Raw genomic sequence first — 13541 nt, forward strand, 5'->3', positions numbered from 1 at the left:
CTGGCGACCGGGCATTGCGCGACGGATACGCCGGAAGCGCGGCATTATTGGCCAACAACTAAGCCAGATGCGACGAGCGCGACTCCCTGACGATCGGCAGGCGGCGCGTTTCGGTATCTATATAAATGCGATCTCTTGATGCACGCGTGTGACCACGCGATCGGGCGCGAAGACGCGACGGATCCTATGCGTCCGGCCGCTTGCGTTTTTAGTTGCGGTAAGGGGAGTTCGCTGGCGAGCGAGGATCGTCGGCCTGACGACCCGACGGACGCGTGCTGCTTCGCTCTTCGTTATAGCGGGCGATGTCGGCGCGGATCGATCCGCCGGTGCGCAACTGCGCGGCCTGCTCGGCACGCGGTCCGGCGTGCACCTCCGCGCTGACGGGCGTCAGGCCAGAGCCTGCAGCCACTCGTTGATACCGGAACGGCTGAGCACCACGATCAACGTCGACCACGCGCATTGCGTGCCGGTTTGCCGCCGGCCACTGGCCGCGGTTATTCTCGCCGGCCAACGCCAGCGACGCACACATCGCCGACGCCGCAACCAGACCGGCAGCGGCGGCGAAGATCAGGCGAGCGGTAGGTCGAAATCGGGTGAGCAACATGTCGATACTGCGAAATGTCCGACTCTGTTCGAGCGCGTTGGAAGGAAGCTGATACCTGTCAACATCGCCGACCGGTCAATTGTCGGAGCATCAGGTCTGCGTCACCGTTTCACAACGCAACCCTGCCGACCGGTCTGTCATTCAATTTATTGCGCCGCGCGACTGGAGTCGAGGCAAAAAGTGTTAGGTCTTCCCGAGGGTTGTAACACCATGTTACTTCACACTTTTTGGACCCTTTTCGAGATGTCGTGCAGGGCTTCCGTCTGATCAAATCAGCTTGATTCCGGTTGCTGACCCGTGGTCCGCAGGCGCTCCTCCCAAGCGCCTGAAATCCCCTACTCATGCGTTTTACACATCAATAAATCACTTAAATGAATTTGCATCTTGAATCCCTCTGCGCTCAAAATAGCGGTCGCGACGGCTTTCGCGCGTTTTCGTTCGCCTTTGTGAAGGCCCAGAATGGGATCGCCGGAAGTCATCATGCATTTTCATGAACCTGTGAAGCCGATGACCCGCCCCAAGTTTCTCCCCGATAACTTCACCCTCGCACTCGTAGGCACGGTGATCCTTGCCAGCCTGCTGCCCTGCCGTGGCGCAGCGGCGGTCGGCTTCAACTGGCTGACCAACATTGCCGTCGGGCTGCTGTTTTTCCTGCACGGCGCAAAGCTCTCCCGCGAAGCGATCGTGTCAGGCATGACACACTGGCGTCTGCACATCGTCGTATTGCTGAGCACCTTCGCGGTGTTTCCGCTGCTCGGCCTGGCGTTGAAACCCATCCTCACGCCGCTCGTCACACCTGCGCTGTACATGGGCATCCTGTTCCTGTGCACGCTGCCCTCCACCGTGCAGTCGTCTATTGCGTTCACCTCCATTGCCAAGGGCAATGTGCCGGCTGCGGTTTGCGCCGCCTCGGCGTCGAGCCTGCTTGGCATCTTCATCACGCCTGCGCTGGTCGGCCTGGTTGTAACGGACGGCAGCGGGCATGCTGGCTCCGCGTGGCACACGGTCGGCAACATCGTGCTGCAATTGCTCGTGCCGTTCATTGCCGGGCAACTGCTGCGGCCGGTGATCAGCAAATGGCTCGACAAGAACCGCAGCGTCCTGCGTTTCGTCGATCAAGGCTCGATCCTGCTGGTCGTCTACGTCGCGTTCAGCGAAGCGGTGAACGAAGGCATCTGGCACACCATTTCCCTGCAAACGCTTGGCGGCCTTGTCGTAGTGAACGTGGTGCTTCTTGCACTCGCGCTGGGGGTAACGGCGTTTGCCAGTAAGCGGCTGGGCTTCAACCGGGCGGATCAGATCACGATCATTTTTTGTGGATCGAAGAAAAGCCTCGCCTCGGGAATTCCCATGGCGAAGGTGATTTTTGCCTCGCATGCAGTGGGGGCGGTCGTGTTGCCGTTGATGCTCTTTCACCAGATCCAGTTGATGACATGCGCGGTGCTCGCGCAGCGCTGGGGCGCCCGCAACACTTCCGGCGAGCAAGCGCCACAGCCAGAAGGCGCCCGCCCGCAGGTCCGCTAGTAAGTCCGCTGGTAAGTCCGTTAATAAGCGCCGCCGTACGGCCACGGGTAGTTGTGTGAAAACACCTTGCATGACTGATTCTCCTGACCATACCCCAAGCATGAAGCCGCCCCGTGCGGCTTTTTTGCTATTTGGAGCTTGTTCAGGCGCTCTGTCGATTCAGCCAAAAGGCCTATGACTTGACCTGCTGAGCCGGCAAATGCGTTTCGTTTCTTCATAGCCTCTATGCCGTTCGGCGGACTGGTGATCGGGCACGTGCCTTGCCACACTTGCGTTCATGAGCTGCCGGATTTCAGTTACACCAAACGGGATGAAGCCGCACTCGCTGAACGACTAATCAATTGGGATGGCGGCACATGGAACCTGTAGTCACTCACTGGGCAGACAACCGGGCTACCAAGGGAAACGGGACGTCGGAAGCCGTGTGGCAGAGCTCCGGATTGCTCTCGAGCTTGCCCGAAGTCGATCCGGCGATCCTCGTTGCGCCCGGCGCCCGCGCCGTGATAGTCGCGCCGCATCCGGATGACGAAATTCTCGGCACGGGCGGCCTGCTGGCGCAATTGTCCGATCTCGGTCGCAAGGTGCTGATCATCGCGGTGACCGACGGCACCGCGAGCCATCCTGATTCGCCGGAATGGCCGGCGGCGCGACTCGCCGCCACCCGTCCGCAAGAAACACGGGACGCGCTACAGCGCCTGCGCATGAAGCACGTTGCGCTGGTTCGGCTGCACCTTCCAGATGGCGGCGGGGAGACGTTCGAGTCGCAACTGACGGAAGCGTTGAAAACGCACCTTGAACCTGGCGACATCGTGTTCGGAACCTGGCGTTTCGACGGCCATCCCGACCACGAATCGGTCGGCCGGGCTGTGACCGCCGTTGCGGGTGCACTTGACCTGCCCTGTGTGGAAGTCCCCGTGTGGACCTGGCACTGGGCGACACCCGAGGATTCACGCGTACCCTGGAGTCGCGCCCGCCGCATTGTGCTGGATGCGGCCACGCTTGCCCGCAAGATTCACGCGATCCAGGCATTTCGCAGCCAGATCGAAGCCGACCGCTCGACAGGTCGAGCACCCATCCTGCCCGACCATGTGCTCGAACGTCTCACCCGGCCCTACGAGGTCGTGCTGATATGACTTCAGGCATGTTTAGTTGAATTATTGCGGTGCGTTGACTAAACAATAAAGACAACTGAAAGCCTTATCGATAAACCGCTTACGGGTTTTCTCTAGGAATTCTCGGGGGAGTTTTTTGCGTGTTTTACTATACACTCGCTAAGTCATGCGAATCTGAGCTCGTTAGTAAACACACCCCATGCGAAAAACGCTTCGGTGCCTATAAACAGTCAAACCAGGCAATGCGGAGACGAGAAACCCGATGGCCACAACCATTCGCGATGTCGCGCGCGCAGCCAGTGTGTCGATCGGCACAGTATCGCGAGCGCTGAAGAACCAGCCGGGCCTGTCGGAAACTACGCGCGAACGCGTGGTGGAAGCAGCGCGGCAACTTGGCTATGACGCTGCCCAGCTTCGCACCCGAATCCGGCGCGTCACGTTCCTGCTGCATCGCCAGCACAATAATTTCGCGGTCAGCCCATTCTTTTCGCACGTGCTGCATGGCTTCGAAGAAGCGTGTCGCGAGCGGCGGCTGGTGCCGTCGGTACTGACCGCCGGCCCAACGCACGATCTCGCCCAGCAGATGCGCCTTCACGCACCGGACGCCGTAGCGGTCGCGGGATTTATAGAGCCGGAGCTGCTTGCTCATCTGCGCTCCATGAACCGGCCAGTCGTGTTGATCGATTTGCGCGCACCGGGTTTCCGCTCCGTCAACGTCGACAACGCCCGCGGCGCCGCGCTCGCCATGCAACATCTGTTCGCACTCGGGCGCAAGCGGATTGCGTTCATTGGCGGATCCTTGGCGCACTACAGCATCTCGCAGCGCGCAATGGGTTACCGGCTGGCGTACTTCGAAGCGGGCTTGCTCTTCAATCCGACGCTCGAGGTCACTACGCAGCCGGCTATTGACGCCGACTTGGCCGCCGCCGACGCCATGGAACGCCTGATCGCTCAAGCGCGTACGCAATCTGCACCGCTGCCCGACGCCGTTTTCGCCTATAACGATGCAGCGGCCCTCGCTGCCATGCGCGTCTGTCTTGCGCACGGTTTGCGGGTTCCGGAAGACATCGCGTTTGTCGGTTTCGACGACATTCCCGCCGCCGCCCAAAGCACGCCGCCGCTCACCACGGTCACGGTCGACAAGGAGGCGCTGGGGCGGCGCGGGGTGGAATTGCTGCTGGAAACCGCACAGAGCCACGATGACGCGAACACCACCGACACGCTCGTGCCCGTGCACCTGATCCCTCGCGCGAGCTCGGCCATAACACGGACACAGACATCGGTATGAACTCAACCGCTCTGAACGTGGCGAGTCCGGCAGAACCGGACTTTCGCAGCCGCGATTTCCTCCTCGATCACGTTCGTCACACACTTGCGTTCTACGCACGAACCGCCCGCGACGACTCGGGCGGTTTTTTTCACTTTTTCAAGGACGACGGCACGGTCTACGACCGCACCACGCGTCACCTTGTCAGCACCACGCGCTTCGTCTTCAATCACGCGATGGCCTTCCGTCACTTCGGCGGACAGCAGCACCAGGACAACGCCCGGCACGCGTTTGCGTTCCTGCGCAACGCGCATTGGGATGCGGTAAATGAAGGCTACGACTGGGAAATCGAATGGCGTGACGGCGCGAAACGCACGCTCGACGGCACGCGGCATTGCTATGGCCACGCGTTCGTTTTGCTGGCATGCGCGCACGCGGCAATGGCGGGTATTGACGAAGCCAAACCGTTGATCGATGAAACCTTCCAGTTGATGGACAAGCATTTCTGGGACGCGGGCGCCGGTCTGTACGCCGATGAAGCCACGCCCGACTGGCAGTTGTCGCCGTATCGCGGGCAGAACGCCAACATGCACGCAACCGAAGCGCTGCTGGCTGCATACGAGGCGACCGGCCATGTGCTGTATCTGGATCGCGCGGAAAAAATCGCCGGCAACATCACGTTGCGCCAGGCGCGGTTGAGCCACGGCCTCGTCTGGGAGCACTTCCACGCCGACTGGTCGGTCGACTGGCACTACAACGAATCCGACAGTTCCAATATCTTCCGCCCATGGGGTTTCCAGCCCGGGCATCAGACCGAGTGGGCGAAGCTGCTGCTGATCCTGGAGCGGCATCGGGCGTTGCCGTGGCTCGCGCCGCGCGCGATCGAACTATTCGACGCCGGCTTCAACCGGGCATGGGACGAGCAGCACGGCGGCCTGTATTACGGCTTCGGCCCCGACAACTCGATCTGCGATCACGACAAATACTTCTGGGTGCAGGCCGAGACCTTCGCCACCGCTGCGCTGCTCGGCAAGCGCACCGGCCTGGAGCGATTCTGGGATTGCTACGACGAGCTCTGGCGGTATAGCTGGGCGCATTTCGTCGATCACGAATACGGTGCGTGGTTCCGCATCCTGACCTGCGACAACCGCAAGTACGGCGACGAAAAGAGCCCCGCCGGCAAGACCGATTACCACACCATGGGCGCGTGCTACGAAGTGCTGAACGCGATAAACCCGGCCGACATGGCCTGGCAAAACCGCGACGCAACGAAAGAGACAGCGAAAGAGACAAGCTAAACGGTGAGCACGATGACCTCCAATTCAACCTTCCCCCAATTCGTCTCCGCCGGCGACATCCTGACCGACCTGATTCGCACCGGCCCGTCCGACTGGCTGTCGCGCCCGGGCGGCGCGGGTTGGAACGTCGCGCGCGCGGTCGCGCGTCTCGGTTTGCCGACGGCATGTGCCGGTTCGCTCGGCACGGACAATTTCTCCGATGACCTCTGGAACGCGAGCGTCGCGGCCGGCCTCGACATGCGCTTCATGGAGCGCGTCGAGCGGCCGCCGCTGCTCGCGATCGTCCATAAGACGCAGCCGCCGACCTATTACTTCATGGGTGAAAACGGCGCGGATCTCGCGTTCGACCCCGCCCTCCTGCCGTCCGGATGGATGGACGCGGTGAAATGGGCGCACTTCGGCTGTATCAGCCTCGTTCGCCAACCGCTTGGCGACACGCTTGCACGCCTCGCCGCGCAACTGCGCGAGCACGGCGTAAAGATCAGCTTCGACCCGAACTATCGAAACCTGATGGAACATGGCTACGAGCCGACCTTGCGCAAGATGGCGGCGCTTGCCGATCTGATCAAGGTCTCTGACGAAGACCTGCAAAAGCTCTTCCCCTCCATCCCGAATGAAGCCGACGCCATTGCCGAAATCCGTGCAATGAACCCTCAGGCGACGGTGCTTGTCACACGAGGATCGGCCGAAGCTACGCTGCATGTCGGCGAAGAAAGCTGGCAGGCACGTCCGCCCAAAGTCGATGTCGCCGATACGGTCGGCGCCGGCGATGCATCCATTGGCGGCTTGCTCTACAGCTTGATGGCACGCGCGGGCGGCTGGCCAGACCATCTGCGTTTTGCACTCGCGGCAGGGGCGGCGGCGTGCCGGATGTCGGGGGCGCATTCGCCTTCGCTGGAAGAAGTCGAGGATTTGTTGGCCTGACGTCCAGGTCTGACGTCCAGGTCTTATCCATGGCAGCCGCCCGGCAATGAGAGACGGTCATACGCGCGATAAATGCGCGTGCTAGCATCGTTTCAACCTTTGCCGGAGGTGCATCATGGAAGACACGATCTACACGAAAGGCATCTACACCGCGACCATCGGTGCACACGCCGTAGACGGCGGCCAGTTTCGAGGCGCTGTCACGCTGGTGCGGGACGACGGCGAAGACGGCGAGGATTCCGAGCCGAAACAGTACGACGTCACGGCCACCTCGCTGTCTGAAGAAGAAGCGCTGGAAGAAGCCCGCGCGCTCGCGCACCGGATCCTCGGCGAACTCGAGTTGTAAAAAACGGCGGCGCGCAGATTGCTCGCCGCCGTTGTCGCTTGAACGGGAGAACCACCATGCCTGAACAACTCTTCCTCTACGGCGTCTACTCTATCCACGTGCGGCCCATCGAATTACAGGGAACACGCTGGGACGCCGAATACGAAATCCGCCACCTCGATAAAGCCGTGCAGGCGTGGAAAACCGTTGGCGGCGATAACGGCTTGTCGACTCCCACCGACGCGATCAACGCCGCGCATGTGCAAGCCGTCTCGGACATTGAAGCCGGTGCCGGCATTCCCAAGCCCAAGACCTTCCCTTGAGCCCTGAGCCGGTACAGCCTCAGGGCTTCAGACTTGCCGTGCCCGTCTGCTGCTGCGAGGCGGCTGACGGCACCTTTTGCGCTTCCTGTTTATCGATCGATGCCGCGCGTTCGTGTGCCTCCCGCGACGTGGCGCGCGCGACGTAATCCGACAGCACGCCTCCCGGTTCGATCAGCTTCGCCATATAGGCTATCTGCAGCGTGCTCGAGACGAGGATATCGGCGGCGGTAAAGCGTTCGCCCAGCATCCAGGGATCGTGAGCCAGCGCCGATTCGATCGCCTTCTCCACGCGGCCGAGATCGCCCCAGCCGAAACTTACGCTGTTGCCCGGTGCGCCCGTCATCCGTTCAGCCATTGCCGGTTCAAGACAAGCGCCCGTGAAAAACATCCATTGCAGGAAACGGCCTCGCAACGGGTCGCCAGTGGGAACGCCCAGCCCCGCTTGCGGGTATTTATCGGCGAGATAGAGCAACACCGCGCCCGATTCCGCGACACACACGCCGTCATCATCCAGCGCAGGCAACTTCGACATTGGGTTCACCGAGCAAAACGCCGGGGCGTTTTGCTCGCCAGCCCGAATGTTCACGTACGCGAACTCGTACGGCACGCGCAATTCCTCGAGCATCCAAAGCGCACGAAATGCACGCGTCTTCGGCCAGTAGTAGAGCTTCATGAGCAAATTCCTTCTCGTGGCGCGGCATGGTCAGGGAGCATCCAGATTACCCGCTCCCGAAGGTTTCGAGGCGCGGGTTAACCACACGTTAGCCATTCGGCAGGTGATTTCCGCTCCTGCATCTCAATAAAGATCGATTTTGTTTCCGGTACGAGCGTTCGATCGCCAAGAACGCAAAAACCTTCCGGTTATGTCGGGGAAGAATGGCGATATCCCTCAATTCGCACGATAAGAAGCCGGAGCCCCTTTACATGAACGCGCGTGTGCCTTTTACCGACAACCCTCCGCTAGCGAACTACCAACTCACCGATAACCTCAACGCCGCGCACGGCCGGATCTTCCTCACCGGCACGCAGGCATTGGTGCGGCTGGTCCTGATGCAACGCCAGCTGGACCGCGCCGCCGGGCTGAATACCGCAGGATTTGTAAGCGGCTATCGCGGATCGCCGCTGGGTATGGTCGATCAGCAATTGTGGAAAGCGAACAAACTCCTTGCGTCGCATGACGTGCGTTTTCTGCCCGCGATCAATGAGGAACTAGGCGGCACGGCCGTGCTCGGCACGCAGCGGGTGGAATCTGACCCTGAGCGGACCGTGGAGGGCGTCTTTGCGATGTGGTACGGCAAGGGACCGGGTGTCGATCGGGCCGGCGATGCGCTCAAGCACGGCAACGCGTACGGTTCCTCGCCGCACGGCGGCGTGCTGGTCGTGGCGGGCGACGATCACGGCTGCGTGTCGTCGTCCATGCCGCATCAGTCCGATCAGGCGATGATCGCCTGGCACATGCCCGTCGTGAACCCATCGAACATCGCCGATATGCTCGAGTTCGGTCTTTACGGCTGGGCGTTGTCGCGTTTTTCGGGTGCGTGGGTGGGGTACAAGGCGATATCGGAGACGGTGGAGTCCGGGTCGACCGTCGACCTCGACGCGTTCCAGACCCAGTGGCCGGCGCCGGAGGGTTTCGTCGCGCCCGAAGGGGGTCTGCATAATCGCTGGCCCGACTTGCCAAGCTTGACGATTGAAGCGCGTCTGGCAGCGAAGCTCGACGCCGTGCGCCACTTCTCCAAAACCCATTCCATCGATAAATGGATTGCTCCGAGCAGGCACGCGAACGTCGGCATTGTCACGTGCGGGAAGGCGCATCTCGACCTGATGGAGACGTTGCGCCGTCTGGACCTGACCGTCGATGACCTCGATGCAGCGGGCGTACGCATCTATAAGGTGGGTCTGTCGTTTCCGCTGGAAACCACGCGTCTCGATACCTTCGTGGAAGGTCTCTCCGAAGTCCTGGTGATCGAAGAAAAAGGCCCGGTGATCGAGCAGCAGATCAAGGACCATTTGTATAACCGGACACAAGGCGCGCGTCCGGTCGTGATCGGCAAGAACGCTCAGGACGGGGCAATGCTGTTGAGCGCGCTAGGCGAACTGCGTCCATCGCGTGTGTTGCCTGTGTTCGCTGACTGGCTCGCGCGGCATAAACCCGCGCTGGATCGTCGCGACAAAGTCGTAGATCTCGTCGCGCCGCAAATCCTGTCGAACGCCGCCGATGCCGTCAAACGCACGCCGTATTTTTGCTCCGGTTGTCCGCACAATACGTCGACGAAAGTGCCTGAAGGGTCGATCGCGCAGGCTGGGATCGGCTGCCACTTCATGGCGTCGTGGATGGAGCGCGATACAACGGGCTTGATCCAGATGGGCGGGGAAGGCGTGGATTGGGCGTCGCATTCCATGTTCACGAAAACGCCGCACGTGTTCCAGAACCTGGGCGATGGCACCTACTTCCATTCAGGAATCCTTGCTATTCGCCAGGCGGTCGCGGCGAAGGCGAACATCACGTACAAGATCCTGTACAACGACGCGGTCGCGATGACCGGTGGCCAGCCCGTCGACGGCAGCATTTCCGTGCCGCAGATCGCGCGGCAAGTGGAAGCGGAGGGGATTGCAACGCTGGTAGTAGTCAGCGATGAACCCGAGAAATACGACGGCCATCACGAGCAGTTTCCGAAGGGTACGACATACCATCATCGGCGCGAACTCGACGATGTCCAGCGGCGACTGCGTGAGATCAAGGGCGTTACCGTACTTATCTACGATCAAACCTGCGCGGCGGAAAAACGGCGTCGCAGGAAGAAGGGCGAATTTCCCGACCCCGACAAGCGCTTGTTCATCAACGAAGCCGTATGCGAAGGCTGCGGCGATTGTGGCGTGCAAAGCAATTGTTTATCGGTGGAACCGGTGGAAACCGAACTCGGACGCAAGCGCCGAATCGACCAGTCATCGTGCAACAAGGACTACTCGTGCGTGAACGGTTTCTGCCCGAGCTTCGTCACGCTCGAAGGCGCGAAGCTGAAGAAAGCCGCGGGCAATGTATTCGATCCCGAAGCGCTCGCGGCACGCGTCGATGCATTACCGGAACCCAGGCTCGAACTCGATAACGCGCCGTACGACATTCTGATTACCGGCGTGGGCGGCACGGGCGTGGTGACGGTTGGCGCGCTCATCAGCATGGCGGCGCACCTGGAGGGCAAGAGCGCGTCGGTACTCGACTTCATGGGCTTTGCGCAGAAAGGCGGCGCGGTGCTGTCGTTCGTACGATTCGCTTCCACCGATGCGTTGCTGAACCAGGTGCGCATTGATACCCAGCAAGCCGACGTGCTGCTCGCCTGCGACATGGTCGTGGGTGCGAGCGCTGACGCGCTGCAAACAGTGCGGCATGGACGCACGCGGATTGTCGTGAACACGCACGCGATTCCGAACGCAACCTTCGTGCAGAACCCCGACGCGAATCTGCACGCCGGATCGCTGCTTGAAAAGATGCAGCACGCGGCGGGTGTGGAGCGCATGAACACGTGCGACGCGCAGGCTTTGGCGACACGTTTTCTTGGCGATACTATCGGCGCGAATATCCTGATGCTGGGTTATACGTGGCAACTCGGACTTGTGCCCGTGTCGCACGCAGCGTTGATGCGCGCGATCGAGTTGAACAACGTGGCTGTGCCGATGAACAAACTGGCGTTTGCTATCGGCCGGCTGGCTGCGGCTGATCTGGATGCGCTGGAAGCGCTGCGCAAAGCTGCCTTTACGCCGCGAGTCGAGATGGCTGCCATGCCGTTGGACGCATTGATCGCGGATCGTGAAGCACGGTTGCTGGCTTATGGCGGTTCGAGTTATGTGACGCGATATCGGGAGCTGGTTTCGGCTGCCGCGGCGCATCGCAACGAAGCGGTGACGCGAGCGGTGGCTTCGACGTTTTATCGGCTGCTGGCGGTGAAGGACGAATACGAAGTCGCGCGGCTTCACACCGATCCGGCATTCCGCGCTGCACTGGAAGCGCAGTTCGAAGGCACGGCGGGTCAGGATTTCGCGGTGAAATTCAATATGGCGCCGCCGGTTTTATCGAAGGCGAAGAACGGTGCTCAGCCGCGCAAAATGACGCTCGGGCAATGGCTGTGGCCAGTGCTTGGGATGATGTCGAAGGTTCGCGGACTGCGTGGCACGGTCATCGATCCGTTCGGCAAGTCGCTCGAGCGAAAGATGGAACGCGAGCTTCCCGGAGACTATGAAATCACCATTCGACGCGCGCTCGACGTGCTGACGCCCGATAACGCGAAAGATGTCGAAGCGCTTGCGCTGCTGCACGAACGCATTCGCGGTTATGGACATGTGAAGCTCGCGAATCTGTCGGTGGTGAAGCGGCGCGAACGGGATCTCGGAGTGAAGTTAGGGATCGAGGTGGAGACGGGGCGATATGTGAAGGTATCGCTTGATGAGGTGAAAGGTGCCGGGGCGTTGAGGGGTATTCCGGTGGTGGTGGCGAAGTGACGACCATACCCGAAGCGGTTCGATAGCCAATCCGTCGGCCTTACATGACCCGCAAGAACGAAAAAGCCCGCAAGCGGGCTTTTTCGTGATGCCATGGAAGTCGAAACTGACTACTCTTCCTCCTCTGCAATCCAGTCGATATCCCCGCACAGCACGCATTGTTGTCCGCCTATGCGCGTCTCGACCGACAGTGTGACGCACGGCAGCGCTTCATTAATCGATAAATACGGCTTCGTCACATGCACGCGATTCGGGTCGCCCAATGCCGCCCGAAAATACGGCCGCCGCAACCAGTTCGCCCCTTGTGCATCGATAAGCGGCAGCAAACGCGCTTCATGCGCCGCGCGATCGGCCCTTAGCACGACATTGCGCCCGGCCTGCCGCCCGTTGGCATCGAGGAGAAAACACCGCGCCGCGTTATCCAGCGCCAGGAAATTCCAGCACACTTCCTCCAACGGCTCTCCGGCCGCCAGCCGTTCTGCCGCACGCTCGAACGCACGCACATAGGGCTGCAGCCGCGTCGCCACGCGACGTTCCTTGGCCTCCGTCTGCAACCGGAAACGCTCAGTCAATTCGCTCATCAACGTGTGCGCCTGCGCGGCATCGGCAAGACCGGGGTTGGGCCGGCCGAAGAAAAAGCCCTGCACGAAGTCGGCACCGCTCGAGAGCGCCAACTGCGCCTCGTGTTCGGTCTCCACGCCTTCGATCAACACCAGCTTGCCCGCCTCGTGCAGCAGCGACACCACGCCGCACAGGATCGCTTCCATGTTGCGTCGCTGCTTCAAGTGACTCGTCCCATGCACGGAATGCGCCGAGTGCGCGGCATGCGACAACATCACACGATCCAGCTTGACGATATCCGGATCGAGTTGCCAGATCCGTTCGATATTGGAATGCCCCGCACCGAAATCGTCGAGCGCGATCAGGAAGCCGTGCTCGCGAAAATTCAGCACGGCGTCCGCGAGTGTTTCGATATCGTCAGCGCGTTGCTCAAGCACCTCCAGCACCACGCGGCGCGGCTCGATCTGCAAGCGCTTGAGATTCGCCAGCAACGCAGCCATGTGATACGGCTCGGTCAACGCGGCCGGATGCACGTTGAGAAACAACCACTCGTTCTCCGTGCCGAGCACATTGAAATTCTCGAGATGCAGCGCCTGGGACAACCGGTCGACCTGCATCGCCTCGCCCACGCGCGCGGCCTGGCCGAATACATCGAGCGGCGACACCACTCGGTCGAGCGCGTCGTGCGCACGCAGCAAGCCTTCGTAACCGACCGCTCGCATATGCGACAGGCTGAACACCGGCTGAAACACGCTCGACAGCGTCCAGGCGCCGTGCTCGACCGAATACCGGTCGAACCCCGACGTCACGCTCAGTTCAAATGTCCGCGGCGAGACCGGCTTCACCTTGTCAGGATTTGCTATTGCCATCTTGCCTTCCCCGTCCGGATACCCGCACTGGATCCTTGTCCCTGCTGCCGGTCATGGTCGCGGTCATTTTGCATTCGACATCGCACAACCGGCACCCTCAATCCTGATTTCATACCCTGCCCTCGTTTGTCTGCAAGCGGAATCTATCCGTCCCGTCCCCTTCGATAAAGCAAGCTCCGTGCTCACCCAAGCCCAAGTGTTTCGAGACCGCCCGCTCGCACGTGCACCGCCACGAGACGC

The 13541-nt window shown here is 61.1% G+C and carries 11 protein-coding genes; 8 read left to right on the forward strand and 3 right to left on the reverse strand.

All coding sequences use genetic code 11. The annotated features are described in order from the left end of the window. Nucleotides 1-208 precede the first annotated feature (208 nt). Nucleotides 209-604, reverse strand: coding sequence for a hypothetical protein (locus AWB69_RS03435; protein ID WP_062082152.1), 396 nt, complete (start codon nucleotides 602-604; stop codon nucleotides 209-211). Nucleotides 605-1111: 507 nt separating this feature from the next. Here AWB69_RS03435 and AWB69_RS03440 point away from each other — a divergent pair. The 7 genes from AWB69_RS03440 to AWB69_RS03470 all read left to right on the forward strand — a co-directional run bounded on the left by AWB69_RS03440 (nucleotide 1112) and on the right by AWB69_RS03470 (nucleotide 7377). After that, a complete protein-coding gene (locus tag AWB69_RS03440; RefSeq protein WP_062082476.1) occupies nucleotides 1112-2128 on the forward strand; it encodes a bile acid:sodium symporter family protein in 1017 nt (338 codons plus the stop codon). Nucleotides 2129-2484: 356 nt separating this feature from the next. Next, the gene (locus tag AWB69_RS03445; protein WP_082913247.1) at nucleotides 2485-3261 is read left to right on the forward strand and encodes a PIG-L deacetylase family protein; all 777 of its coding nucleotides are present in this window, start codon (nucleotides 2485-2487) and stop codon (nucleotides 3259-3261) included. A gap of 241 nt (nucleotides 3262-3502) precedes the next feature. Then, nucleotides 3503-4528 (forward strand): LacI family DNA-binding transcriptional regulator, encoded by a 1026-nt coding sequence (locus AWB69_RS03450; RefSeq protein WP_062082154.1) that lies wholly within the window; start codon nucleotides 3503-3505, stop codon nucleotides 4526-4528. Continuing rightward, nucleotides 4525-5805 (forward strand): AGE family epimerase/isomerase, encoded by a 1281-nt coding sequence (locus AWB69_RS03455; protein ID WP_062082156.1) that lies wholly within the window; start codon nucleotides 4525-4527, stop codon nucleotides 5803-5805. The genes AWB69_RS03450 and AWB69_RS03455 overlap by 4 nt, the downstream gene beginning before the upstream one ends. A 12-nt stretch (nucleotides 5806-5817) precedes the next feature. Next, the gene (locus AWB69_RS03460; RefSeq protein ID WP_062082481.1) at nucleotides 5818-6729 is read left to right on the forward strand and encodes a carbohydrate kinase family protein; all 912 of its coding nucleotides are present in this window, start codon (nucleotides 5818-5820) and stop codon (nucleotides 6727-6729) included. A gap of 115 nt (nucleotides 6730-6844) precedes the next feature. Continuing rightward, entirely contained in the window at nucleotides 6845-7075 is a 231-nt protein-coding gene (locus tag AWB69_RS03465) for a hypothetical protein (RefSeq protein ID WP_062082158.1), read from the forward strand. Between the two features lie 56 nt (nucleotides 7076-7131). Beyond that, complete coding sequence (locus tag AWB69_RS03470) at nucleotides 7132-7377, forward strand: hypothetical protein (protein WP_062082161.1); 246 nt, start codon at nucleotides 7132-7134, stop codon at nucleotides 7375-7377. 19 nt (nucleotides 7378-7396) lie between these two features. On the opposite strand, the gene AWB69_RS03475 is transcribed toward AWB69_RS03470, so the two are convergent. Continuing rightward, nucleotides 7397-8050, reverse strand: coding sequence for a glutathione S-transferase family protein (locus AWB69_RS03475; protein ID WP_062082163.1), 654 nt, complete (start codon nucleotides 8048-8050; stop codon nucleotides 7397-7399). 251 nt (nucleotides 8051-8301) lie between these two features. Here AWB69_RS03475 and AWB69_RS03480 point away from each other — a divergent pair, with 251 nt between their 5' ends. After that, nucleotides 8302-11871, forward strand: coding sequence for an indolepyruvate ferredoxin oxidoreductase family protein (locus tag AWB69_RS03480; protein ID WP_062082166.1), 3570 nt, complete (start codon nucleotides 8302-8304; stop codon nucleotides 11869-11871). 110 nt (nucleotides 11872-11981) lie between these two features. Here the strand turns inward: AWB69_RS03480 and AWB69_RS03485 are convergent, their stop codons facing one another. Then, on the reverse strand, nucleotides 11982-13301 hold the full coding sequence (locus AWB69_RS03485; RefSeq protein WP_062082168.1) for a sensor domain-containing phosphodiesterase: 1320 nt from the start codon (nucleotides 13299-13301) through the stop codon (nucleotides 11982-11984). Nucleotides 13302-13541: the final 240 nt, after the last annotated feature.

Source organism: Caballeronia udeis (genome assembly GCF_001544555.2).
GTDB lineage: Bacteria > Pseudomonadota > Gammaproteobacteria > Burkholderiales > Burkholderiaceae > Caballeronia > Caballeronia udeis.

Coding starts and splice junctions, on each gene's coding strand:
- AWB69_RS03435 (WP_062082152.1), bottom strand. CDS start 604: ATGTTGCTCACCCGATTTCGACCTACCGCTCGCCTGATCTTCGCCGCC.
- AWB69_RS03440 (WP_062082476.1), top strand. CDS start 1,112: ATGACCCGCCCCAAGTTTCTCCCCGATAACTTCACCCTCGCACTCGTA.
- AWB69_RS03445 (WP_082913247.1), top strand. CDS start 2,485: ATGGAACCTGTAGTCACTCACTGGGCAGACAACCGGGCTACCAAGGGA.
- AWB69_RS03450 (WP_062082154.1), top strand. CDS start 3,503: ATGGCCACAACCATTCGCGATGTCGCGCGCGCAGCCAGTGTGTCGATC.
- AWB69_RS03455 (WP_062082156.1), top strand. CDS start 4,525: ATGAACTCAACCGCTCTGAACGTGGCGAGTCCGGCAGAACCGGACTTT.
- AWB69_RS03460 (WP_062082481.1), top strand. CDS start 5,818: ATGACCTCCAATTCAACCTTCCCCCAATTCGTCTCCGCCGGCGACATC.
- AWB69_RS03465 (WP_062082158.1), top strand. CDS start 6,845: ATGGAAGACACGATCTACACGAAAGGCATCTACACCGCGACCATCGGT.
- AWB69_RS03470 (WP_062082161.1), top strand. CDS start 7,132: ATGCCTGAACAACTCTTCCTCTACGGCGTCTACTCTATCCACGTGCGG.
- AWB69_RS03475 (WP_062082163.1), bottom strand. CDS start 8,050: ATGAAGCTCTACTACTGGCCGAAGACGCGTGCATTTCGTGCGCTTTGG.
- AWB69_RS03480 (WP_062082166.1), top strand. CDS start 8,302: ATGAACGCGCGTGTGCCTTTTACCGACAACCCTCCGCTAGCGAACTAC.
- AWB69_RS03485 (WP_062082168.1), bottom strand. CDS start 13,301: ATGGCAATAGCAAATCCTGACAAGGTGAAGCCGGTCTCGCCGCGGACA.